This is a genomic window from Enterococcus dongliensis (genome assembly GCF_031927985.1).
Lineage (GTDB): Bacteria > Bacillota > Bacilli > Lactobacillales > Enterococcaceae > Enterococcus_A > Enterococcus_A dongliensis.
Genome location: NZ_JARPZC010000008.1, coordinates 83,006 through 107,763, shown reverse-complemented (window position 1 = coordinate 107,763; position 24,758 = coordinate 83,006). Strand labels below are relative to the sequence as shown.

The 24,758-nt window shown below is 37.3% G+C and carries 21 protein-coding genes and 1 riboswitch; of the genes, 17 read left to right on the top strand and 4 right to left on the bottom strand.

The window, feature by feature from the left end; genetic code table 11:
- The first annotated feature begins 376 nt into the window (after positions 1-376).
- The 3 genes from murA (at position 377) to P7D84_RS07720 (ending at position 3,305) form a co-directional block, all read left to right on the top strand.
- Positions 377-1,648 (top strand): UDP-N-acetylglucosamine 1-carboxyvinyltransferase, encoded by a 1,272-nt coding sequence (gene murA, locus P7D84_RS07730; RefSeq protein WP_311805873.1) that lies wholly within the window; start codon positions 377-379, stop codon positions 1,646-1,648.
- Positions 1,648-2,943 carry a transcription termination factor Rho gene (gene rho / locus P7D84_RS07725; RefSeq protein ID WP_137603479.1) on the top strand — a complete coding sequence of 432 codons (1,296 nt, stop codon included), beginning with the start codon at positions 1,648-1,650 and terminating at the stop codon, positions 2,941-2,943. Before murA ends, rho begins: the two co-directional genes overlap by 1 nt.
- 98 nt (positions 2,944-3,041) lie before the next feature.
- The gene (locus P7D84_RS07720; protein WP_137603478.1) at positions 3,042-3,305 is read left to right on the top strand and encodes a type B 50S ribosomal protein L31; all 264 of its coding nucleotides are present in this window, start codon (positions 3,042-3,044) and stop codon (positions 3,303-3,305) included.
- A 129-nt stretch (positions 3,306-3,434) separates the two neighbouring features.
- Here the strand turns inward: P7D84_RS07720 and P7D84_RS07715 are convergent, their stop codons facing one another.
- Positions 3,435-4,295: an alpha/beta hydrolase fold domain-containing protein gene (locus P7D84_RS07715; RefSeq protein WP_311805871.1), complete on the bottom strand. Its 861-nt coding sequence runs from the start codon at positions 4,293-4,295 to the stop codon at positions 3,435-3,437.
- A gap of 512 nt (positions 4,296-4,807) precedes the next feature.
- On the opposite strand from P7D84_RS07715, the gene P7D84_RS07710 reads away from it, so the two are divergent.
- The 11 genes from P7D84_RS07710 to dnaJ all read left to right on the top strand — a co-directional run bounded on the left by P7D84_RS07710 (position 4,808) and on the right by dnaJ (position 16,250).
- Complete coding sequence (locus P7D84_RS07710) at positions 4,808-5,725, top strand: ATP-binding cassette domain-containing protein (protein WP_311805869.1); 918 nt, start codon at positions 4,808-4,810, stop codon at positions 5,723-5,725.
- Positions 5,718-6,500: a DUF2705 family protein gene (locus P7D84_RS07705; RefSeq protein ID WP_311801224.1), complete on the top strand. Its 783-nt coding sequence runs from the start codon at positions 5,718-5,720 to the stop codon at positions 6,498-6,500. Before P7D84_RS07710 ends, P7D84_RS07705 begins: the two co-directional genes overlap by 8 nt.
- A 15-nt stretch (positions 6,501-6,515) precedes the next feature.
- Positions 6,516-7,190, top strand: a complete 675-nt coding sequence (locus tag P7D84_RS07700) for a response regulator transcription factor (protein WP_311805867.1) — start codon at positions 6,516-6,518, stop codon at positions 7,188-7,190.
- Complete coding sequence (locus tag P7D84_RS07695) at positions 7,183-8,082, top strand: sensor histidine kinase (RefSeq protein WP_311805864.1); 900 nt, start codon at positions 7,183-7,185, stop codon at positions 8,080-8,082. The genes P7D84_RS07700 and P7D84_RS07695 overlap by 8 nt, the downstream gene beginning before the upstream one ends.
- 119 nt (positions 8,083-8,201) lie before the next feature.
- Positions 8,202-9,044: a sialate O-acetylesterase gene (locus tag P7D84_RS07690; protein ID WP_311805862.1), complete on the top strand. Its 843-nt coding sequence runs from the start codon at positions 8,202-8,204 to the stop codon at positions 9,042-9,044.
- A gap of 69 nt (positions 9,045-9,113) precedes the next feature.
- Positions 9,114-9,205, top strand: a riboswitch (TPP riboswitch).
- A 143-nt stretch (positions 9,206-9,348) separates the two neighbouring features.
- Positions 9,349-10,002 (top strand): thiaminase II, encoded by a 654-nt coding sequence (gene tenA, locus P7D84_RS07685; RefSeq protein WP_311805860.1) that lies wholly within the window; start codon positions 9,349-9,351, stop codon positions 10,000-10,002.
- Between the two features lie 154 nt (positions 10,003-10,156).
- A complete protein-coding gene (gene hemW / locus P7D84_RS07680) occupies positions 10,157-11,299 on the top strand; it encodes a radical SAM family heme chaperone HemW (protein WP_311805858.1) in 1,143 nt (380 codons plus the stop codon).
- 127 nt (positions 11,300-11,426) lie between these two features.
- Complete coding sequence (gene hrcA, locus P7D84_RS07675; protein ID WP_137603467.1) at positions 11,427-12,467, top strand: heat-inducible transcriptional repressor HrcA; 1,041 nt, start codon at positions 11,427-11,429, stop codon at positions 12,465-12,467.
- Positions 12,468-12,499: 32 nt separating this feature from the next.
- On the top strand, positions 12,500-13,060 hold the full coding sequence (gene grpE / locus P7D84_RS07670; RefSeq protein ID WP_137603466.1) for a nucleotide exchange factor GrpE: 561 nt from the start codon (positions 12,500-12,502) through the stop codon (positions 13,058-13,060).
- A gap of 51 nt (positions 13,061-13,111) precedes the next feature.
- Positions 13,112-14,941: a molecular chaperone DnaK gene (dnaK, locus tag P7D84_RS07665; protein ID WP_137603465.1), complete on the top strand. Its 1,830-nt coding sequence runs from the start codon at positions 13,112-13,114 to the stop codon at positions 14,939-14,941.
- A 148-nt stretch (positions 14,942-15,089) separates the two neighbouring features.
- Complete coding sequence (gene dnaJ / locus P7D84_RS07660) at positions 15,090-16,250, top strand: molecular chaperone DnaJ (protein ID WP_311805857.1); 1,161 nt, start codon at positions 15,090-15,092, stop codon at positions 16,248-16,250.
- A gap of 64 nt (positions 16,251-16,314) precedes the next feature.
- On the opposite strand, the gene P7D84_RS07655 is transcribed toward dnaJ, so the two are convergent.
- From P7D84_RS07655 to P7D84_RS07645, 3 genes are all read right to left on the bottom strand, one after another.
- Positions 16,315-17,055: a hypothetical protein gene (locus tag P7D84_RS07655; protein ID WP_311805855.1), complete on the bottom strand. Its 741-nt coding sequence runs from the start codon at positions 17,053-17,055 to the stop codon at positions 16,315-16,317.
- A gap of 348 nt (positions 17,056-17,403) precedes the next feature.
- Complete coding sequence (gene mprF / locus P7D84_RS07650; RefSeq protein WP_311805853.1) at positions 17,404-19,983, bottom strand: bifunctional lysylphosphatidylglycerol flippase/synthetase MprF; 2,580 nt, start codon at positions 19,981-19,983, stop codon at positions 17,404-17,406.
- Between the two features lies 1 nt (position 19,984).
- Positions 19,985-20,707: an alpha/beta fold hydrolase gene (locus tag P7D84_RS07645; RefSeq protein WP_311805852.1), complete on the bottom strand. Its 723-nt coding sequence runs from the start codon at positions 20,705-20,707 to the stop codon at positions 19,985-19,987.
- A gap of 183 nt (positions 20,708-20,890) precedes the next feature.
- Here P7D84_RS07645 and P7D84_RS07640 point away from each other — a divergent pair, with 183 nt between their 5' ends.
- The 3 genes from P7D84_RS07640 (at position 20,891) to rpoD (ending at position 24,623) form a co-directional block, all read left to right on the top strand.
- Positions 20,891-21,520, top strand: a complete 630-nt coding sequence (locus tag P7D84_RS07640) for a lysozyme family protein (RefSeq protein ID WP_311805850.1) — start codon at positions 20,891-20,893, stop codon at positions 21,518-21,520.
- A gap of 153 nt (positions 21,521-21,673) precedes the next feature.
- The gene (gene dnaG / locus P7D84_RS07635; RefSeq protein ID WP_311805849.1) at positions 21,674-23,491 is read left to right on the top strand and encodes a DNA primase; all 1,818 of its coding nucleotides are present in this window, start codon (positions 21,674-21,676) and stop codon (positions 23,489-23,491) included.
- Positions 23,492-23,513: 22 nt separating this feature from the next.
- Complete coding sequence (rpoD, locus tag P7D84_RS07630) at positions 23,514-24,623, top strand: RNA polymerase sigma factor RpoD (protein WP_137603458.1); 1,110 nt, start codon at positions 23,514-23,516, stop codon at positions 24,621-24,623.
- The last annotated feature ends 135 nt before the right edge of the window (positions 24,624-24,758 follow it).

The following is a 24,758-nucleotide window of genomic DNA, read 5'->3' as shown; positions in this document are numbered from 1 at the left end:
TCCTTTAAAATGATTCATCGTCATTCCTCCTGCTATCTTTTTCTATTATTCTACCTTATTTGATAGTAGATTTAAAACTTTGCAACAGAACCGTTGTTTTTCTAGCCTCGAAGCTTTTGCTTTGAGGCTTTTTTGTGCTCAATAAATATTTTATAAATAAACATACATAGAAAATATAAAAAAATATATAGAAATATTTAAAAATACTACTATATTTTGCTGAGTGAGTGTACTCAATAATCAAAAATGTTGTGTGTGTGAGAAATCTTTTTATTTTCTCTTGAGTTTTGAGAATGCTTCCTTTTTATACCGATAATAATATGATAAAATGGATAATGGTCTATAAATTTTAAAATAATTAATTAGGTGAAAATAAATGAAAAAAATCGAAATTCATGGCGGAAAGCCATTATCAGGTAATATTACTATCAGCGGCGCAAAAAATAGTGCTGTCGCATTGATCCCAGCGGCAATTATGGCAGATTCTCCCGTAACCTTAGAAGGAGTTCCAGATATTCAAGATGTCCACTCATTGATTGAGATATTAGAAATCATGGGTGCAAAAGTTTTTTTTGAAGATAATAAAATGGTGATCGACCCAACTAAGATCGTGTCAATCCCAATGCCGAATGGAAAAATCAATTCATTACGAGCTTCCTACTATTTTATGGGCGCTTTGTTAGGTAAATTTGGCGAGGCGGTTGTAGGATTGCCTGGCGGATGTTTTTTAGGTCCTCGACCAATCGACCTACATATCAAAGGATTTGAAAGTCTAGGTGCTGAAGTTACAAATGAGCATGGCGTGATTTATTTGCGAACAGATGAAGAGGGATTAAATGGGGATCGTATCTTCATGGATGTCGTGTCAATTGGGGCAACAATCAATGTGATGTTAGCTGCTGTAAAAGCCAAAGGAAAAACAATCATTGAAAACGCCGCAAAAGAACCAGAGATTATTGATGTGGCTACACTATTGAACAACATGGGCGCAAAAATCCGCGGAGCAGGTACCGATGAAATCCGAATCGAAGGAGTAGAAGAATTACACGGCTGTGTTCATTCTATTATTCCTGATCGGATTGAAGCAGGAACGTATTTAGCGTTAGCTGCTGCTATTGGTGAAGGTGTGACCGTCAATAATGTCATTTACGAACACATTGAAAGTTTCATCGCAAAATTAGAAGAAATCGGGGTCGAAATGAATATCTCAGAAGATAGTATTGAAGTGCTGCCTTCTAAGAAATTAAAAACAGTTGATGTTACGACATCTCCTTACCCTGGTTTTGCCACAGACTTGCAGCAACCATTGACTCCATTGCTATTAAAAGCACAAGGAACCTCAGAAATTATTGATACAATCTATTCAAAACGTGTAAATCATATTCCTGAATTGGTCCGCATGGGTGCAGATGCCCGAGTAGAAGGTAATCTGATTGTATTAAATGGCCCGAATCAATTACATGGCGCAGAAGTAGTCGCCTCTGATTTGCGGGCAGGAGCCTGTTTAGTTATTGCTGGATTGATGGCAGAAGGCAAAACAACGATTTTCAACGTGGAATATATTCTACGTGGGTATGATCATATTATTGAAAAACTGACAGCTTTAGGTGCAACTATTGAGATGATCGACGAGGAAGAGGCGGAATAATGAGCGATTATTTAACAATGGCGGAACTTGAAAACAAGACGCTAAAAGAAATCTACGCTTATGCAAAAGATTTCAAAATTCCTTATTATAGTCAGATGAATAAAAAAGAATTATCTTTGGCTGTGATTCGTGCACAGGCAGAAAAACAAGGATTTTTTTACATGGAAGGAATCTTAGATATCGTCGGACAAGACGGTTACGGATTTTTACGTCCCATCAACTATGGATCAAGCGCGGAAGATATTTATATTTCTTCCTCACAGATCCGTCGTTTTAGTCTGCGAAATGGGGACAAAGTGGCTGGGAAAGCTCGGCCACCCAAAGAATCTGAACGTTATTACGGCTTGATGCATGTAGAAAGTGTTAATGGCAAAGATCCTGAAGAAGCCAAAGAACGCCCCCATTTTCCAGCACTGACAGCACTTTATCCAAACAAACAATTAGTCTTAGAAACAACGCCTAATCGTTTGTCTACTCGAATGATTGATATCTTCTCACCGGTCGGATTTGGTCAACGTGGTTTAATCGTTGCACCGCCTAAAGCCGGGAAAACAACAATTCTAAAAGAAATTGCTAATGGCATTACTGACAATCATCCCGATGTTGAATTGATTGTTTTATTAATCGATGAACGCCCCGAAGAAGTAACAGATTTAGAACGCAGTGTTAAAGGGGATGTAGTTTATTCAACATTTGATCAACAGCCGCAAAATCATACCCGTGTGTCTGAATTAGTATTGGAACGTGCGATGCGCTTAGTTGAAGATAAACGGGATGTCGTCATTTTAATGGACAGCATCACACGTTTGGCACGTGCTTACAATTTAGTAGTTCCGCCAAGTGGCCGAACATTAAGTGGAGGGATCGATCCAGCGGCTCTTTACAAACCCAAAAAATTCTTTGGTGCAGCACGAAATATCGAAGAAGGTGGCAGTTTGACAATTTTAGCCACAGCATTAGTCGATACTGGCAGTCGAATGGATGATGTCATCTATGAAGAATTCAAAGGCACGGGGAACTTAGAGTTGCAATTATCTCGTGAACTATCCGAGCGCCGAGTCTTCCCAGCAATCGATATTAAAAAATCTGGTACCCGTAAAGAAGAACTGCTGATGACACCGTCACGACTTGAAGAGATTTGGAAGATCCGAAACAATATGATTGGAGACTCTTTAGAATACACGTCACAGTTTATAAACTTTTTAAAAAAATCCAAGACTAACGAAGAAGTTTTCAAAGCATTCAAAGATGTCTCTTTCGGTGGGAAAACTCCACGTAGAAATCAAAAAAGATAATTGCATTGTCGAATCATTCATGATAGTATATTCATGTTGCAAATTGCAAAAATAACTCTGAACCAGCAAATGATTCAGGGCAAAGGAGCGAAAAAACTATGAAACAAGGAATTCATCCAGAATATCATCCAGTAGTATTTATGGACTCAACTACAGGTTTCAAATTCTTGTCAGGTTCAACAAAAACTTCACAAGAAACAGTTGAATGGGAAGACGGAAATACTTACCCAGTAATCCGCGTCGAAGTAACTTCAGACTCTCATCCATTCTACACTGGCCGTCAAAAATTCACTCAAGCAGACGGACGTGTCGACCGTTTCAACAAAAAATACGGTCTCAAAGACGCAAATCCTGCGGAATAAGAAAAACATTGTTCAATCAACGTTTAGCAGACTATCTGATAGGGATAGTCTGCTTTTTAGTTTAGTTCATACTTTTATTTTTTTAGTCAAGGTTCCTTTGTTTTTAGTTGATGAATAATATTTACTTCTTTATAGTTCATTGATCATATCAATGATGATTTGATTTGGTTTTTCAGATTCAGGAATCATATATAGCATGAAGATATGAGGCATGTTTTTTTGTTGAATATATTTAACGGTGGAGTTTCTTTCAGCTAATAACTGAGTGTCAGGGTTGGTAATATCTCTTGTACCAGAAATAATCAGAACGTTTAAATCATTATAATTCCCATTGATTGGACTAATTAGGGGATTCGTAATTTCATGATTTCCTCTATATTGTTCACCAATTTCTTTCAAAGCTATTAGTGAAACAATTGTGTCTTGTTGAGCTACAGTATTTATGGCTTTATTTTTGAGTGAAAAGTCTACAAATGGTGACAATGAAATAATATTTTTAATCATTTTATCTTTATTATATGAAGACTGACTATATCCAAGTACTATATTTCCACCTGCAGAATCACCCATTAAAGTAACTGTATCGTAAAGGTCTTGGTATCTTAATATTGTGCTATTAACAAATTGCATAACATCATCCACATTGTGAGCTGGTGCTAATGGATAGTTTAAAACTAACAAATCTGTATCAGTTTCTTTAGTTATCATATCCAAGTAGTCCCAATGTAAACCTGATATTGGTAATACAAATCCACCACCAGCTAAGTAGACCAAAAGTTTCCTTGAATCCTTGCTAAATAGGTAATTCGGTATTCCTTTAATTTCAATGACTTCTTTTTTAAACCCTTTAAATTGTAAATTCTTAGGGGTAGATATTTTCTTTTGACGCTTTGCTACTTCTTTTTTTAAATTTTCCCCTGTTAATGTAAAAATCTTTTTGACGTTTAGTAATCTTGTTGCTAATAGAATAATTCTCAATTGAAAGCTCATGTACAGTTGTCCTTTCTGTAATACTTATAAATTTTTTATAACACTTGTCTTATCAGACATGTCGGGATAAAAATCAGATTATTCGCTTATTGATTGTATCATAGATTATATTTCTAGTGTGCTATTTACAATGAAGTGAGCTGATGCTAGTATTTAGTGGATATATTTTAGAAGAGTGCTATAATACTTTTCGAAATCTTATGTTTAAGCTATTTTTGGCTCATTGAACATCCTCAAAAATCAGTCTCAAAGACGCAAATACTGCGGAATAAGAAAAACATTGTTCAATCAACGTTTAGCAGATTTCTCGATTATGAGAGGTCTGTTTTTTTGTGTCTTGGGTTTATTTTTAACTAACGTAAACGAAACTTTTGATCTTTCTAGTTAAAGGATAGTTCTAATGGAGGATAAGGTTCAATATTTTTTATCTTTACACTTTCTTTATAGGTTTCAGATACTTTCTTTATAGAGTACATCTATACTTCCATTATTAGCAGAAATGAGGAATTAATATGACTTTTGAAAATGATATTGTCTTAAAAGCGACGAATGTGACAAAACTATATGGCCAGGCCAAGGCTCTCGATAATGTTTCACTAGAGATCAAACGAGGAATGATCTATGGACTCATTGGAGAAAATGGTGCAGGAAAATCTACTTTTATGCGTACAATCATGGGATTGATTTCAGTAGATAAAGGAGAAATCGAGCTTTTTCAATCCACCAATCTGCAAAAAGCTCGCCGCAGAATGGGGCAGTCGATAGAAACACCTGCTCTTTATCCAGAATTGTCAGCAAAGGATAATTTAAAAATTCAAGCAGCTAACGGTGGTGTTTCTGATAGAGAAGTGGACGATTTATTAAAATTGATGCGCCTTGAACATACTGGAAAGAAGAAGACAAAAAATTTTTCTTTGGGGATGAGGCAGCGTTTAGCAATAGCAAGTACGCTAATCACTAATCCAGAATTTTTGATTTTAGATGAACCAACAAACGGTATGGATCCTGCAGGTATTGTGGAGATGCGAGAGATTATTTTACGTTTGGTGAAAGAACGAGGGATGACGGTTTTACTTTCTAGCCATCTCTTAGATGAACTTTCACAGATTGCGACTCATTACGGAATCTTACACAAAGGACGTTTGATCAAGGAATTATCTAAAGAAGAACTCTCTCGAGAGTCAAGACAATTTGTCAAAATAGAAAGTCCAAACGTCGAGAAGGTCGTGCGTGTACTTGATCAGCTAGGTTATACAGATTATCATGTTCAGTCTAATCAAGTGGTTCAACTATTTGAAGGGATCAATCAGATTCCGCTACTAACACGCTCTTTGGTTGAAGCGGGTATTGAAGTAGAAGGAGTCCATGCGCAAGGACAAAAACTTGAAGATTATTTCTTGCAAATAACAGGAGGAGTGGCACATGTTTAATTTATTAACAGCAGAAAAACTTAAGATAATAAAGAGTCGAAAAATGTGGTTCGTGCTTGGATTAGTAATTTTTCTTGCAGTATATCTTCCAATAAATGATTATTCCATGCATATAAATTATGGAAAAATAATGAACTTACGGAGAGATACAGTGATCAATGGTGCGACTGCAATCATGATCGCTAAAAAAGCGAATGGATTTATTTTAGTGATTTTTGGGGCATTTGTTTCTCTTTATATTGGTGAAGAATTTCAATATGGAACTATTAGAAATGCACTTTCATTAGGAAGAAGCCGAACCAAGTATTATTTGAGTAAATTGGTGACTGCAGAAATTATCACGTTGTTTTTAACACTATTATTGACTATATTAGGTGTATCAATTTACACGTTGTGTTTTGGTTTTGGTCAAATTGAAGGCTTCTCCAATGTTTGGGAATTTTGGACGAAGGTCTTTTTTGCAGAACTGTTACTTACATTAGCAGCAACTGCTACTAGTGTTGCCTTGACTTTTATTGTTCGCAATACGTCACTTGCCTTGATTACTACTTTTGTCTACACGTTATTGGTCGCTTTTCTTCCAGGAATATTTAATCGTTATGAAAGTCTTAGTTTTCTTCCAGAGTGGTTTGTCCAAACTTGGCTTATTTATACGGATTTTGCTAGTTCAGGTATTTATGCTCAAATCCCTCAAATGATTGTAGTGAGTTTAGTGACGATTGTGGTATCATCGGCTATAGGAATGATGGTTTTTCAAAAATCTGATATCAAGTAGGAAGTTGGTGACGCCATGTCGCAGATTTTGATTGTTGAAGATGATACCGCAGTTCATGTCCTTTTAAAAGAGGTCTTGACTACTCATGGTTTTATAACTATAGATGCTTATTCAGGTACTGAAGGCAGACTTTTGCTGGATTCTCATGAGGTTGATCTTATTCTCCTTGACCTCATGTTGCCAGGTCTTTCAGGGGAAGATTTCGTAAATGAAATTCGTCAAAAATCTCAAGTTCCAATTATAGTTTTGACTGCTAAAGGTGATCAGATTGATAAAAATACGCTCTTAGCTGCCGGTGTGGATGATTATATGGTAAAACCCTTTGATATCAATGAACTTCTTTTACGCATAGCTATTCAGCTTCGTCATCAGTCGGTCCATTCACCAGCAAAAAGTGAATCCGTACTACATTATAAGGAAATCTTTTTAGAATTAGAAACACGAATTGTCACTGTTTCAGGAAATGAGATTCATTTAACGGGAAGAGAATTTTCTCTATTGGAATTGTTTTTGACCCATCCTCAAAAGGTTTTTTCTCGAGCGAATTTGTACGAAAGTGCTTGGGAAGATCCGTACTTTGAGAGTGATAAATCGGTCAACATGCACATTAGCAATCTGCGGAAAAAATTGTCGTCTGCCGGTGTGAATTACATTCAGACTATATGGGGAGTGGGATTTAAATTTGATTAACTGGCTATTAAGTGCCGTACTGATCTTATTATTAGTTTACGTGATTTTATTGAAACGAGAACTTCGCCGCTTGAAAACAACGATTACTACCTTGTCAGAAAGGCAAGCTTATGGCGGTCGTCTGTCATTGGAATTTCGCGAAAAAAATTTATTAGAAGTCGTGGATGTCTTGAATGTTTGGATAGATGAAGTGGAAAAAAAAGGACAGGTTTATCGGGAATCAGAAGAAAACATAAAGCTGACGATTGCTGGATTATCACACGATTTGCGAACCCCTTTGACTACGATAAAAGGTTATGTACAGCTGCTTCCTATTACAGAAGATCCGGTGAAAAGAGCACAATATATCACTATTATTGAACAAGCCATCGCTAGACTTTTAAGTATGACAGATCAATTTTACGATCTTACACGCATCGAAACTAAACAAAAAGAAATGGAACTTCGACCGATTTTGTTTTCAACAGAAGTGGAAGAAGTTCTATTTTCTTTTTATGAACAATTCCGTGAACGTGGGATAGAAATAGAATTTTTAGCAAACAGTGCTGACAGGACAGTTTTAGCAGATAGGATCATGCTGACACGAGTCATTCAAAATGTCGCACAAAATCTACTTCGATACGCAGAAGGTCACGTGACGGTTGCTTTTTTAGAAGCGTCAGATGCCGTCACTTTGCAAGTTATTAATCACGTGAAACCAGGTACTCAAGTACATATTGAAAAAGTTTTCCAACGATTTTACACTGAAAATACTAGTCGAAGCAATACCGAAGCTAGCGGATTAGGCCTATATTTGTCTAAGAAATTAGTAGAAGGAATGGGGGGCATGATGACCGCTCAGCTATCAGATGACAAATTCACACTTTTAATAAAATTAAAAAAAGGAATCTGACAATCATTTTAGGAATCGGAATAGTCATCATTGAGATTTTCTTACTCTATTTTATTTATAGAGTCTTGTCATTGTTATTTGATTAAGCTATAGTTTGGTAAAGAATTTGAGGTGAAAAAATGAAATCTATTTTATTGATTGGACAATCGAATATGGCGGGGCGAGGTTACATAAATGATGTTCCGGCTATCTACAATGAAAAGATAGAAATGTTACGCAATGGACGATGGCAGATGATGGCAGAGCCCATCCATTTTGATCGAGAAGTAGCTGGGATTGGTCCAGCAGCGTCATTTGCTGCAGCTTGGATGCAAGAACATCCAAATGAAAAACTTGGTTTGATTCCTTGTGCTGAAGGTGGTAGTTCTATTGATGAATGGGGTGCAGATCAATTGTTGACACGCCATGCATTGGCTGAAACGAAATTTGCCATGGAGTCTAGTGAATTGATTGGTATTTTGTGGCATCAAGGTGAAAATGATAGTCTGAATGGTCGTTATAAAAATTATGCAGAAAAGTTGAAGGCTGTTCTTGAGCATTTTCGTAGGGAACTTGATTTACCTAGGCTTCCTATTATCGTTGGTGAGTTGCCTGATTTTCTTGGGAAAAATGGATTTGGGTTAAGTGCGACAGAGTTTGCTGAAATCAATCATGAAATGGCAAAAGTAGTAACTAATCTAGCTGATTGTTACCTCGTCAGTGCTGAAAAACTTTCTGCAAATCCAGATGGGATCCATATTGATGCAAAATCTCAAAGACGATTTGGGATTCGTTACTATGAAGCGTTTGCGACAAAACGAGATGTACTTCATGCTTTGGGGAACGAAGATGAGCAGCTTAGTTTAATCTATGGACGAGAAACAAGTAAGAACGAAAAAATCTATTTATTGAGTCGAGATTTTGCACTTGGGAAAATTAGTTATCAAAAATTCATAGAAATGTTTACTGCAATCACAAGTTGATAAAATTCATGACTGAAATATTCTTAGTAAGAGCACTCTTATTTACAAAAGGTATGTTATACTTTTTGTAATGAACACTAGGGGTGCTTTTTAAGCTGAGATCATACCCATTGAACCTGAAACAGTTAGAACTGACGCAGGGAATGTGTGATGCTTTTTAATTTGTCCCCGGCTGCTTTTAGTGGTCGGGTTTTCTTGTATCATTTGTTTGACATCGCCCCTTTTAGTTTAGAGAAAAGATAAATATGGAGGACATATTTGAATAGAGCAGTGTAAAAACTACTATTATATAGGAGGAAAAACGATGTTTACTGAATTAGCCAGAAAAAAAGCGGCAAAGTATTGGGAGAAAAGTTTTGAACATCCTTTTGTCCAATCATTGGCAAGAGGTGATTTAGCACCGGAGATTTTCCGTTATTACTTATTGCAAGATCGTTATTATCTTGAGCATTTTAGCAAATTATATGGTTATATCGCAAAACAGACAATCGATAAAGAAGTCCAAGCTCATTTGCAGAAAAATGCAGAAAATTTAAAACAAGGTGAGTTAGCAATTCGAGAAGAGTTTTTCTCGAAATTAGCAATCAGTGAAGCAGAAATCCTGACGCCCCCCATTGCACCAACTGCATATCATTACGTTTCTCATATGTATCGTCAATTGATTGAGGGGACACCCAACACAGCTTTTGCAGGAATGCTGCCATGTGCGTGGCTTTATCAAGAAATCGGGGAGTGCTTGATTACTGTCGGTTCGCCAGACCCAGTATATCAGTGTTGGATCGAAACTTATGCGGGTGAAACAGCTGTCGAAGGGATCAAAAAGGAACGTGTGTTGTTAGATCGTTTATATGAGGAAAGTACAGAAAAAGAACAACAACAGATGATCGAAGCTTTTGTGATTAGTAGCAAGCTAGAATATGCTTTTTGGGAAATGGCAATGACTTTAGAAAAATGGTGAGTTTTTCATGATACATTCTGATTAAAGAGAAATGACGACTATTTTTTGGTATTTTTCTTATAATTCTCTTCATTTGCTTCAACAAATATTTTTAGTAATCTCAAGTGTGATAGAATACCAATTGTTACTAATTAGTAGAAGAAAGAGGAATCAAATGACACAATCAACTTCAGCTTATATTCACATTCCTTTTTGTGAACACATTTGTTACTACTGTGATTTCAATAAAGTTTTTATTGAAGGTCAGCCGGTAGATGAATATATAGAAGCATTATTGAAAGAAGTACGTCTTTCTTTGAGTAAAAACCCAGTAGAGAATATGGAAACTGTCTATGTGGGAGGAGGGACACCTACCTCTCTTAATGCAATGCAATTGGATCGATTGCTGAGCGGCTTGCGCGAGATCCTTCCTTATCATCAGGGAGAATTTACCGTCGAGGCCAATCCTGGTGATTTGTCAGCGGATAAATTGGACGTTTTGAAAAACTATGGTGTAAATCGTTTGTCGATGGGCGTGCAAACCTTTGATGATCGCTTGTTGAAAAAAATTGGACGCAAGCATACAGCTCAAGACGTATACGATACCATCCGTTTGTTAGAAGAAAAGGACTTTAACAACGTAACAATTGATTTGATCTACGCTTTACCAGGTCAGAGCTTAGAAAGTTTTCGTGATACCGTAGCACAAGCATTGGCGTTAGATCTACCTCATTATGCATTGTACTCACTAATTTTGGAAAATCAAACCATGTTTATGAATTGGGTCCGTCGTGGAAAAATGCAACTGCCTGAGCAGGAGATAGAAGCGCAGATGTATGCAGAGACAATCCAAGCGATGGAGCAGGCTGGAAGGAAACAATATGAGATCAGTAATTTTGCTAAACCAGGTTTTGAAAGTCAGCACAATCTTATCTACTGGAACAATCAAAATTATTTTGGTTTTGGTGCAGGAGCCAGCGGCTATCTTGGAAAGAAGCGCTATAAAAATCGTGGGCCGATCCAACATTATTTACGAGCATTGAAAGAGGATCAATTACCTATACTTGAAGAAGAACAATTATCTACAAAAGAACAGATTGAAGAAGAGATGTTCTTAGGCTTAAGAAAAATTTTAGGTGTTGAGAAAGCAGTTTTTCAAGCTCGTTTTGGTCAAAGTTTAACGAGTATCTATGGTGAGGTTATTGAAAAATTAAAACACCAAAAGTTGATAACAGAAACAGATTCTAGTATTTATTTAACCAAGACTGGTTTATTTCGGGGAAATGATGTTTTTGAACAATTTTTAATCAGCAAATAAAATTAGCACTTTCATGAAGAGAGTGCTAATTTTTTGTTTTTAATCCTTGACTTCTATAGAGAATGTGGTATATTAATAATCGAGTTAGCACTTAAAAAGAAAGAGTGCTAACTAAAGGATGAGAAGAATGTTAACTGAAAGACAAAAACTGATTCTCAGCTTGATCATCCAAGACTTTACTCACACAGGGCAACCAGTTGGATCAAAAAGTCTAATGGAAGAAGGCGTAAAAGCAAGTTCCGCGACTATTCGCAATGATATGAAAGCCTTAGAAGAATTAGGTTTGTTAGAAAAGACCCATTCCTCGTCTGGAAGAATTCCTTCAGCTTTAGGCTATCGTTATTATGTGGATCATTTATTAACGCCAACTAAGGTGAGCAGTCAGGAAATAAATCAGATTCGCAGCTCGTTGAAAAAAGATATTCATGAAATTGATGACATTATTCAGCAGTCTGCTAAAATGCTTTCTCAAGTTACAAGCTATACGGCGTTTTCACTCGGTCCTGAAATGAAAGATCGTACACTGACTGGATTTCGGATCGTTCCATTGAATGATCGACAAATTTTGGCGATCATTGTTACTGATAAAGGAAATGTTGAAAGCCAAGTATTCCATATCCCTGAAAATGTTGAGAGCCAAGATTTGGAAAAAATGGTTCGGATTATTAATGATCGCCTAGTAGGGCAACCGTTAGTGAGTGTTTATCAAAAATTAAGAACAGAGATTCCAATGATTTTACATCGCTATTTTCAGACGACTGAAGGAATTGGACATTTATTTGACATCATTTTGAATGATGCCTTTGAGGATAAAGTATTTGTAAGCGGACGAATGAATATTTTGAATTTCAACCCAGACCAAGATCTTAATCATGTCAAGTCGATGTACTCATTGATGCAAAATTCTGACGAGTTGACCCAGTTATTGTTGCCGTCAGATGATGCGATCCATGTTCGGATCGGTACGGAGTTGGGCAATGATTTGTTTGATCATTTAAGTATGATTCAAGCAAACTATGAAATTCGTGGGCACGGTCGAGGGACGATTGCGCTATTAGGTCCAACAGCAATGCCCTATTCGAAGATTTTTGGATTATTGGAAGTCTTTCAATACGAGTTGACAAATGCATTGGATGATTATTATCGTTCATTGGATTTATATCACTAGAAACGATTCCTAAAAAGAAAGGAAGTAGCATAGTGGCAGAAGAAAAAAAACAAGAAGTTGAAGAATTAACAGAAGTTGAGGCTGCAGAAGCACCAACAACTGAACACGACGAAGAAACAGAGGATATTGATATTCCGGAAGTTTCTGAAGTTGAGGAATTGACGAATAAATTCAACGAAATGGAAGACAAATTTTTGCGGGCTCGTGCTGAAATCGCGAATATGTCTAGTCGCAATAAAAATGAACGAGAACAATTGGTTCGCTATCGTTCACAAGATCTTGGGAAAAAATTATTACCAGCGATCGATAATTTAGAAAGAGCCTTAGCAACAGAAGTTACCGATGATCAAGGTGCCAGCCTGAAAAAAGGGGTAGAAATGGTCCTTGAAAGTCTAAACGTTGCTTTAAAAGAAGAAGGTATCACAGAAATCAAAGCTGAAGGGGAGACGTTTGATCCCAACTTGCATCAAGCAGTTCAAACTGTTCCTGCTGAAGCTGATGTGAAAGCTGAAACGATCGTCAACGTATTGCAAAAAGGGTATCAGTTACACGATCGTGTGTTACGCCCAGCAATGGTAATCGTAGCTCAATAAAAAAGTAAACTACTATAATTAATCATATAATAAAAAAGGAGATTTTTAACTATGAGTAAAATTATCGGGATTGACTTAGGAACAACTAACTCAGCAGTCGCTGTCTTAGAAGGCGGAGAAGCAAAAATCATTACTAACCCAGAAGGAAATCGTACAACACCATCTGTTGTATCATTTAAAAATGGAGAAATTCAAGTCGGTGAAGTAGCAAAACGTCAAGCAGTAACAAACCCTAACACGATTTCATCTATCAAACGTCATATGGGTGAAGCAGGATACAAGGTTGAAGCAGACGGAAAATCTTATACACCACAAGAAATTTCTGCAATGGTATTGCAATACATCAAAGGATTTGCTGAAGATTACTTAGGTGAAAAAGTTGAAAAAGCTGTTATCACAGTTCCAGCTTACTTCAATGATTCACAACGTCAAGCAACAAAAGATGCTGGTAAAATTGCTGGATTGGAAGTTGAACGGATTGTTAACGAACCAACTGCTGCGGCATTGGCATATGGTTTAGATAAAACAGATAGAGACGAAAAAATCTTAGTATTTGATCTTGGTGGTGGTACTTTTGACGTTTCAATTCTTGAATTAGGGGACGGCGTCTTTGACGTATTGTCTACTGCCGGAGATAACAACTTAGGTGGGGATGACTTTGATAACAAGATCATCGATTACTTAGTTGCTGACTTCAAACAAGCCAATGGCATTGATTTATCTAAAGATAAAATGGCAACGCAACGGTTGAAAGATGCTGCTGAAAAAGCGAAAAAAGATCTATCTGGTGTCAGCTCGACTCAAATCAGCTTACCATTTATTACTGCCGGAGATGCTGGTCCATTGCACTTAGAAACAACATTGTCTCGTGCTAAATTTGATGAAATCACAGCTGATTTAGTTGAACGTACAAAAACACCAGTCCGCCAAGCTTTAAAAGATGCAGGCCTGTCTCAATCTGATGTTGATGAAGTAATCTTAGTTGGTGGTTCTACTCGTATTCCTGCAGTGGTTGAAGCAGTGCGCAAGGAAACTGGTAAAGAACCAAATAAATCGGTTAATCCAGATGAAGTTGTCGCAATGGGAGCAGCAATCCAAGGCGGCGTTATCACAGGTGATGTAAAAGATGTTGTCTTACTTGACGTAACACCATTGTCACTAGGGATTGAAACTATGGGCGGCGTGTTCACAAAACTGATCGACCGTAACACAACGATCCCAACAAGCAAATCACAAGTATTCTCAACGGCTGCAGACAATCAACCAGCTGTAGACATCCATGTCTTACAAGGTGAACGTCCAATGGCTGCGGATAATAAAACATTAGGTCGTTTCCAATTGACGGATATTCCAGCTGCACCACGTGGAATCCCACAAATCGAAGTATCATTCGATATTGATAAAAATGGTATCGTAAATGTTTCAGCTAAAGATTTGGGAACACAAAAAGAACAAAAAATCACAATTAAATCTTCATCAGGTTTGTCAGATGATGAGATCGAACGTATGGTGAAAGATGCTGAAGCAAATGCGGATGCGGACAAAGCTCGTAAAGAAGAAGTAGATCTACGTAATGATGTTGATGCTTTACTATTCTCAGTGGATAAAACATTGAAAGAATTAGAAGGCAAAGTAGACGCAGAAGAAGTTAAGAAAGCAGAAGATGCTCGCGATGAATTGAAAGCAGCAGTTGAAGCAAACGATATCGAACAAATGAAAGAAAAACGCGATGCGTTGAATGAAATCGTTCAAAACTTAACAGTGAAACTTTACGAACAAGCAGCGCAACAACAAGCAGAAGCTGATCCAAACGCAGCTCAAGGCGGCGCGGATGATGTTGTGGATGCTGATTTTGAAGAAGTTAACGATGATGACAAATAATTGATTCGTTGATAAAGACCAAAGTCATCGCTTTGGTCTTTTTTCTTTAAGATGGGCAACTCCTTTAGAAAAACACGAAGAAGAGTATCGTATCGATTTTGAGTGTGATACAATACTAACGATTCTATGAAATTATGGAGGGAAGCCAATGGCTACAAAACGGGATTATTATGAAGTCCTTGGGGTACAAAAAGGGGCTTCGGATGATGAGATAAAAAAAGCATACCGCAAGCTTTCCAAAAAATACCATCCGGATATCAATAAAGAAGCCGATGCTGAAGAAAAATTTAAAGAAATTTCTGAAGCGTATGAAATCTTGAGTGATCCACAAAAACGTGCTGCTTACGATCAATATGGTCATGCAGGTACTGATCCGAATTTTGGTGCTGATGGAGCAGGTGGTTTCGGCGGCGCCGGTGGATTTGGCGGAGCAGGCGGTTTTGGATTTGAAGATATTTTTGAATCATTTTTCGGAGGCGGAGGTTCACGTCAAACTGACCCTAAAGCACCAAGACAAGGTGCAGATCTTCAATATTCAATCAACTTGGAATTTGAAGAAGCCATTTTTGGTGTGGAAAAAGATATTAAATACAACCGAGAAGAAACGTGTCATACTTGTAATGGAAATGGCGCAAAACCAGGCACACAACCGGAAGTTTGTCATAAATGTCATGGTTCAGGTTCGATCAATGTGGAACACCAAACACCGCTTGGCCGTGTGATGAGTCGTCAAACTTGTGACGTATGTCATGGTACAGGAAAAGAAATTAAGGATCCTTGTCCAACATGTCATGGTACAGGACATGAAAAACGTCCACATACTGTTAAGGTAAAAGTACCTGCTGGTGTAGAAGATGGACAACAAATGCGTTTGGCTGATCAAGGCGAGGCAGGAATTAATGGTGGACCATATGGAGATCTTTATGTCGTCTTTAAGGTAAAAGAGAGTGATATTTTTGATCGCGATGGTGCGGAGATTTATTACACCTTACCATTAAGTTTTGTTCAAGCGGCATTAGGTGATGAAATCAATGTGCCGACTGTCCATGGGGATGTACGCTTAAAAATACCTGCTGGTACACAAACGGGTGCGAAATTCAGACTTCGCGGCAAAGGTGCACCAAGACTTCGCGGTACTACAAACGGGGATCAACAAGTTACGGTGAAGATTATTACGCCGAAGAACTTAAATGAGAAGCAACGTGAGGCGTTACGTGCATTTGCAGAAGCTGGCGGGCAAACAGTCAGTGAGCAAAAAGAAGAAGGTTTTTTTGGTAAAATGAAAGATGCCTTTGGTGCAAAAAAATAAAGCAAAGCTCAGTCAATGTTAATTGGCTGAGCTTTTTTGATGAAAGTAGAAGGGATGGTAGTTATTAACTTAGATGATTTGATTGAGCTAGCAATTTATTATAGATACTTTGTAAATGGGAATTAAATGATTTATTGATTATTTTTTTATTACTGATTAAAGTATCTGTTATGAATTTATCAAATAATAATTCATAGTTTAATTGATAATCAATAATCCGTTCTTTTTTTCTTAATTCATGACGACAAACATGATCTTGTGAGAATCCTAAATTAAGCATTAAGGTTTGTGCGGCTGTTAGCTCTTCTTTAGATAGATTATCCGTCAAGGTTGAATCAATCATGATACCATCGGGTCTTGTTTGTGCGGTATGTAAATATGTTGTTTCAGAATTGAGCAAACAAACTTGTTTTTGCGCGCAGACAATAAATTGGGCAATCAAAGTTGTTGGAATTTGAATCAATGGAAGTCCACCAAGATATGTCGCTGATACAAAACCACTTAATTGACAGAGTGTTTCATTACCTAAACCGATGATTCCGTCTGTCTTAGTTATGTTCTCATTTTTCAAAAAAGTATGAATGAGCTTTGCTGTAGTTACAGTATAATAAGTTTCATCTAAAATAAGTGTATGAACATCAAATCCGATAATCGTTAAGTATTGGAGTACTTTTGAACCATGAATATCAAAACTTTTTTTATCACTAATTAAAACTATTTTTCTTTTTGTCCATAATGAAAATGTATAACTACCAATCGCTGCTAATCCATCCGACTTGATTGCAATTTCTGGTACAATATTCATAAAAATCCCTCCTATTTGTTGTTCATTTAGCCGCTAAAAAAGCTCATTATAGATTAGAAAATCTACAATGAGCTCGAGAAATAAATAAAAGCCACGATAGATTTTCATCTATGTGGCGAAAAAATCAGCATAAAATGCTTTAGCCATCATAGATACAAACGGAAAGGTCTGTATCCATGAAGCATGAATACAAACTTATCTAAAATAGCTAAAGTAATAATTATTTAGTTGTCTAGAGATCAATTGAGTCATAATAAACACTCCAAACTAATTAATTTTATTTTGATTTATTCTAGACGTATTTTTGGGGCGTGTCAAGCTAAAATAGCAACTTTAATAATGAAGTTGCTATTCTCTAAAGATAAAACGATGGAGGCCGTGATAGTTCTTTGTGTTTTGAACAGGGGCATTATCAGTGATCAATAGTGCAATCATGACATAGCCAATCCAGCTATCTCGAGAGTACAAGACGTATTCGGGAAACCACTTGTCCGCATATTTGTCTTTGTACTCTTTTAGACCGCCAAAGGAATAAAAACGTGAACCAAAATTATAAACTAGGTAAGCGATCCGTTCTTGCGTAAAGCTTTTACGGGAAGTCCCGACGTTAGCCAAAGGAGCCATACCTAAATCGAAATAGTCCAGCTCTAATTCATCACGCATATATTGGAATAAATTGATGAAAAGAAAATCCATTGTCCCGCTAGGAGCCTTTGTTGGACTAAAGCGCATCAAATCAATGGTTCCGATAGACTCAGAATAAGTAGGCATGAAGTTTGCAAAGGCAACGATTTCCGTCTCGTTTTTTATTATGGCAATGGACGCACGTTGCAGATAATCTTCTGAAAAGAAACCTAACGAAAATCCTTTCTCTTTGCGGCCATTGAGCCATTCATCCGAGATTATTTTTAAGGAGGCAAGTGTTTCAGCTGAGAACGGCGGATGGATGACATCAAATTGATGGCCGGCTTTAAGAATTTTATTGAAAGTAGCTCGTTGTCCCTTCATTTTTTTGCCGCTTAATGTAAAATCAGGCAGATGAACATGAGCTCGTTCGCCAAATTTTATGAAATCATAGCCAAATTCGTGGAGGATCATCACTATTTCTTCGCTGTTTTCATAAAATACTGGCAAATAATTATAACGATCGGCTTCATCGATTAAAGCTTCTATGGCAGGTTCAAAATCAGCTTTTTTACCAGAAGGATCCCCCATTACTAATAGTTTATTGTTAAAAGTTGCCATTTGAAAAAAGACAGTGTCTTCTTTGCCGTCATTGTAATAAAAAACCTTTTTATCCTTTAAAAAAACCAATTGACTGTCAGGGTTGCCGCCGAAGGATTGTAAAATATGTTGGACCCGCATTTCATCTAAAGGTTCACCGATTTCAATCCGTTTATTTTTAAAGAAATGAATTAATAACAAAATAATGAAGGCGACAAATAAAATTGCAACAAAGCCGACAATCCAGATTTGTTCGCTAGGAAATAAGAAAAAATCCGGGAGATGGTGTCGATGATGAATTTTTGGACTATTGTAAACGCCTATGATTATATATAAAATTCCTAAGCCGCCCATGATGAGCCCATCGATAGTCATCCATTCAGCAGAGTAAACAAGTTGTTCTCTAAACAATTCATTTTTAGAAAAAATAACAAATAATAATAATAGAGCAAGAAAGATTCCGGTTGAAATCCGAAAACCAGCCAGTAATGAATACACGAAGGTCAGTGTTACAAGAATAATTGTTGGAATGTACGCTCGTTTGACGCGTGCAGAAATCCCGCGACCAGTGACAATCAATAAAAAGCCTAGTAGAATTGCTGGGAAAACAACAATTACACGAGAACGAATAGGATTTAGCCTCTGTAAAAAAGATAATTGGCTGAAGGCTTCTGGAATCGTTGCAGATAAAACAAGCATGATCCCGGTAAAATAAAGAAAAAAGGTCTCCAATTTATGAGCCAATTCTTTTAGCAAGCTGATTGGGATCCCTTTATAGCGCAGGTTGATCGTTGTACCAAGATTTTTGAAAAAGAGGATCAGTCCGATGATAAAAGGAACTAAGTAATAAAATAATCGGAACAATAAAAGCCAGGCGACTACGGTCTCTTTTGGTGTTCCAAGAGCAGATAAACCAATAATCATCATTAAGTCAAAACTACCAAGCTCTCCGGGAATCATCGAAACTATCCCAATAACAGTCGCTGCAATAAATAACGGGATTACTTCCCAGATATCAACTGAGATACCCATTAAAATCCCTGTTGAAATAAAACTGATCAACACGCCGCTCCATTCAAGAAAGGACGTTCCAATCAGTTGCCAGCGCTGAGAACTTTTTAAATCGCCGAGATATTCTCCTTTACCAAAAAGACTTAAACAAAAAATCAGGGGAAAATACAAGCCGCCACCAATCAACCAGATCCAATATTGACGCAAATAGTGATTGGAATCATCAAACATGACAAGAAAAAAAGAGAGCAATGCGTAAATAGATAAACCCGACATCGTAAAGACCAAAATTTTTGATAGGGCACGGACCACTTTTTTACCAGCAATCTGTTTGCCATAAAATTCTGAACGCAGCCCTGCGCTGATGAAGCCGCCAAAACCTGCGATGTTATTTAGCGTGTTTACCAACCAACTTGTTTCAAAAATATATAGTTTTTTAGGTTTTTGTTCTAACAATGTATTCAATGTGAGATCATAACCAATCATCGGTATGACTGAGATTGATCCAATCAAAGCCATCAATAAGATGTTTCCAATCTTGATCTTGCTGAAAATAATTGCGAGCTGTTCAACTGAGATCGTTTTGGCAATAGTTGATAATTCGAATAAAACGATAATGATAACTGAGATTAAGAAAACTATTTTTAATTTGTTTAAATGTGCTTTAAACCATGTAATTGATTTCTCCACCAACTCACTCCTCGTTAATTAAAAATTGTAAGACTTCCTGATTGAAGCGTTTTGGGTTTCTGCGAGCGAACATATGCCCTTGTCCTGGGACGATTGCAAAACTTGCATTTGGGATAGACCGGGCGATATACATGGAATGTTTTGTTTTAATTGAATCGTGTTTTCCGACAATGACTAATGTGGGAGCGTCGATTTTAGCTAGATCATCTGTTGATAATCCAATATCACGAAAAAGGAGCCGTAAGATTGGTAAAAAGTTACGCATACCTGTATCAACAAATGCACCGACCCAGACGATTGCATACTGTACATAACTCAATAGATGCGGAATCAAACGGACACCGCTCGGAATAGTGTTGCCGGCATTTAAAATTAGATGATCCACTTTTTTAGAGTATAACCGTGCAAAGACCATAGCTAGATTTGCTCCATCGCTAAAACCTAAAAAATCAGCCTGTGCCAGTTTTTCTTGATCCATGATCGTAGCAAGATCTTCTGCCATTAGATGAAAACTAGTTTCTTTTTGCGTGTTTGTTGAACGACCATGCCCACGGCTATCCACGACATAAACGTTAAAATGTTTACTAAAGCTATTTAATTGTTTTGAAAAGTATTTTCCGCTACCACCATTCCCGTGGAGTAAGAAAAGTGCTGGACCTTGTCCATATTTTTCGTAATAAATTTCTGAACCGTCACTCATAAGAGCGGTCTTTTTTTCATTTTTCACAACATCACCTACCAATCATTAGTATAACGATTTTTTTGTATCTTGCACATTAATTTAATCATCCAATCAGCTAGAACAATCTGAATGATTAATTAAATATAAAGCTATCAATTAATGCTTTCAAAAGTTTAGTAGATTCTTGTAGTATGGGTAGAAGAAAAAAGAAGATAGTTGGGCAGATTTATGGCAAAAATAATTGGAAAATTCTTTAAAATAATAAGCGTACTAGCAATTCTTACGGTGCTTATAATCGGTATTCTTTTTGCAGTTCGCACCTATAAACATACAAAAACAGTCAATAGTTATCGTAGTGATGTTCAAACTTTGGCCAATCAAGCAGAGATTGGTGAATATACTGACGTCATTTTAGGAATCATGTATACAGAATCCAAAGGAAAAGGCACTGATTTGATGCAAAGTTCTGAAAGTGCTTATGGTAGTCGTGGGAAAATCAGCAGTCAACAAGAGAGCATAGAAAGTGGCGTCAAACATTTCGCTGAAAGTTATGAGCAAGCGAAGGCTGCAGGGTGTGATCTTGATACGGCAATCCAAGCGTATAATTTTGGAACCAAATATATTCAGTATGTCCAAAAAAATGGCGGGAAAAATAGTGTAGAGCTTGCTGAAAAGTACTCACGGGATGTTCTTTCGCCAGGGTATGGCAATGATCAACAATCGATGTATCGCTACATGCAAGTTCAATCAGTATTTTACAATGGCGGTTATTTATATCAAAATGGAGGAAACATGTTTTATGCAGAGATTGTTCAAATGAACAAACAACTCCTCATGTTATTTCAACGGTTCCAATAAATAGGAAATAATGAGCGGAAAGCTTGTAATAATAAAGAAATATGCTAAAATGATAACTGTATAAGTTTGTCTAAAAAAATCGCGCTGATTGAAGAATAAATTGGGGCGGTTTTTTACAGCTGTTATCATATTTTTAGAAATTGGGGTGAAGTTTTGGTACAAAGGATTCCCCAACAAGTGATTGATGAAGTTCGTGAAAAAACCAATATTGTGGAAGTGATCGGACAATACGTACAGTTAAAAAAATCCGGCAAGAATTATTTGGGACTCTGTCCGTTTCACGAAGAAAAAACACCATCGTTCTCAGTTGCTGAAGATAAACAGATTTTTCATTGTTTTGGTTGCGGCAAAGGCGGGAATGTCTATACTTTTTTACAAGAATTAGAAGGAATTAGTTTTCCTGAAGCAGTAAAAAAAGTAGCAGATATGGAACAGATTCCTCTTTCTATCGAGATTTCTAGTGAGCCGGTCAATCAGACAAGCGGTCAACAACAATTGATTGCGTTGCATGAACGAACACGAGATTTGTATCATCATTTATTGATGAATACAAAAGTAGGCGAAGAGGCGTTAGCTTATCTGCATGGTCGTGGATTGAGTGATGAATTGATCAGTGAATTTAAGCTGGGGTTTGCGCCTAGTCAACGAGATTTTTTAGTTCAAATCGCGCAGCAAGACAAGGTGACTGCTGAGTTGATGGAGCGCAGTGGGCTATTTATCCGCCGTGAAGATGGTAGTTTTAGTGATCGTTTTTATCAGCGTGTAATGTTTCCATTGAATGATTTTCGAGGGAAAACAATCGGCTTTTCGGGCCGATTATTAAAGACGAAGGATTTTCCTGGAAAGGATCAGCCTAAATATCTAAATTCACCAGAAACAGAGCTGTTTAATAAACGACAAGTCTTGTTTAATTTTGACAAAGCACGAAATGAGATTCGCAAACAAGGTGAAGCGATTTTGTTTGAAGGATTTATGGATGTGCTGGCCGCTTGGCAAGCTGACATCAAAATCGGCATAGCTTCGATGGGTACAAGTTTGACTGAACAGCAAATCGCAGCAATCGAACGGATTACTGGGCAAATTGTTATTGCCTATGATGGAGACGATCCCGGGCAAGCAGCAACAGACCGTGCATTAATGGTTTTAGCTGAACACAGCCGGTTGAATCTTACGACAGTTACCGTACCAGAAAAATTGGATCCAGATGAATATTTACGTAAATATGGTGTGACTGAATTGCAAAATTTATTGCAACATGGTCGTCAAACGCCCTTTGCGTTTAAGATGTCTTACCGAAAAAAAGGATTGAACTTAGAAAATGAAGCTGATCGGTTGAATTATTTGGAAGCCGTAATGCAAGACTTGGCCAAAGTCCAATCACTGGTAGAACAAGACTTGTATTTGGGTCAGTTGTCAAATGAGTTTCATTTAACCCGTGAAAGCTTAAAACAACAGTTGCAGATGATTCGGCAAACACTTCGAACAACACGCCGTCAACAACAACGATCGATTGAACCAATACCGGTTCAATCAGTCAAAAAAAGTTTGACTAAGGAAGAAAAAGCTGAACGAATGCTACTGTATCGCAGCATGAACGAAGCTTCCATCCGTGAACAATTGGTTCAAACAGAATTTCAATTTATTCACGATCAATATCAAGAATTGCTTCTTTACTTAGATAGTTATATGATGGTTCATGGAAATTTTGTTTTAGCAGACTTCCTGAACTATTTAAAAGAGAATGAGATGAAGCAACTTGCCATCGACATCTCTATGATATCCATGTCAGCAGATAGTAATGAACAAGAAATCTATGACTTGATGCGAGTGATTTCCCAGTCTGGCATTGCTGAAGAAATAAAACAACGACAAAAAGAGCAGCTTGAGGCCAGAAAAAGCGGAAATCAACAGCGAGAATTAGAATTGACTGTTCAGATTATCGAATTGACGAAACGCTTGAAACAAGCCTAGAAGTGAAAGGGGCATTTATTTTATGGCAGAGGTAAAAAACAAAAAAGAGTATGAAAAAGCTGTAGCGGTCTTCATTAAGGAGAAGAAACCACTCGGACAGGTAGTTTATGATGAACTGACTAACCGATTAGCGACTCCTTATGAATTAGGTGCAGAAGCGATGGATAAATTGATCCAAAAAGTTGAGGATGCTGGGATCAGTGTTGTCGATGAAAATGGGGATCCATCAAAAGCTAGTTTGAAACAAAATGAAGCAACTGCAAAAGCCGCACAAAAAGAAGATTTATCGGCCCCAACTGGTGTTAAGATCAATGACCCAGTTCGTATGTATTTAAAAGAAATCGGACGTGTGTCATTATTGACTGCAGAAGAAGAAGTCGAGTTGGCATTGTTGATTGAGCAAGGTGATCAAGAAGCAAAACAACGTTTGGCAGAAGCCAATTTACGTTTGGTCGTAAGTATCGCAAAACGTTACGTTGGCCGTGGAATGCAATTTCTTGATTTAATCCAAGAAGGAAACATGGGGCTGATGAAAGCCGTTGAAAAATTTGACTATCGTAAAGGATTCAAATTCTCAACTTATGCTACTTGGTGGATTCGTCAAGCTATCACCCGTGCCATCGCTGACCAAGCTCGGACAATTCGGATTCCAGTTCATATGGTAGAAACAATCAACAAATTGATTCGTGTTCAACGTCAATTATTGCAAGATCTTGGCCGGGAACCTACACCAGAAGAAATCGGTGCAGAAATGGATCTGCCAACAGAAAAAGTTCGTGAAATCTTGAAGATTGCACAAGAACCAGTGTCATTAGAAACACCAATCGGTGAAGAAGATGATTCTCATCTAGGTGATTTTATCGAAGATCAAGAAGCAACCAGTCCGGCTGAACATGCAGCATCAGAGATGTTGAAAGAACAATTAGAAGATGTTTTGGATACGTTGACTGACCGGGAAGAAAATGTTTTGCGTTTACGTTTTGGTTTAGACGATGGCAGAACACGGACTCTGGAAGAAGTTGGTCGGGTATTTGGTGTCACTCGTGAACGGATTCGTCAAATTGAAGCAAAAGCTTTGAGAAAATTACGCCATCCATCACGCTCAAAACAATTAAAAGACTTTTTAGAATAGAACTTAAAAACTCCTCGAGAAAATTCTCGAGGAGTTTTTTTATAAAGAGGTTTCTTTAAAATTCATAAAATGGCCATAAAAAGTTTTTTGTCCAAGCTAGATCCTTGCAAAGTAAGCGCTCAAATGAATTTATTA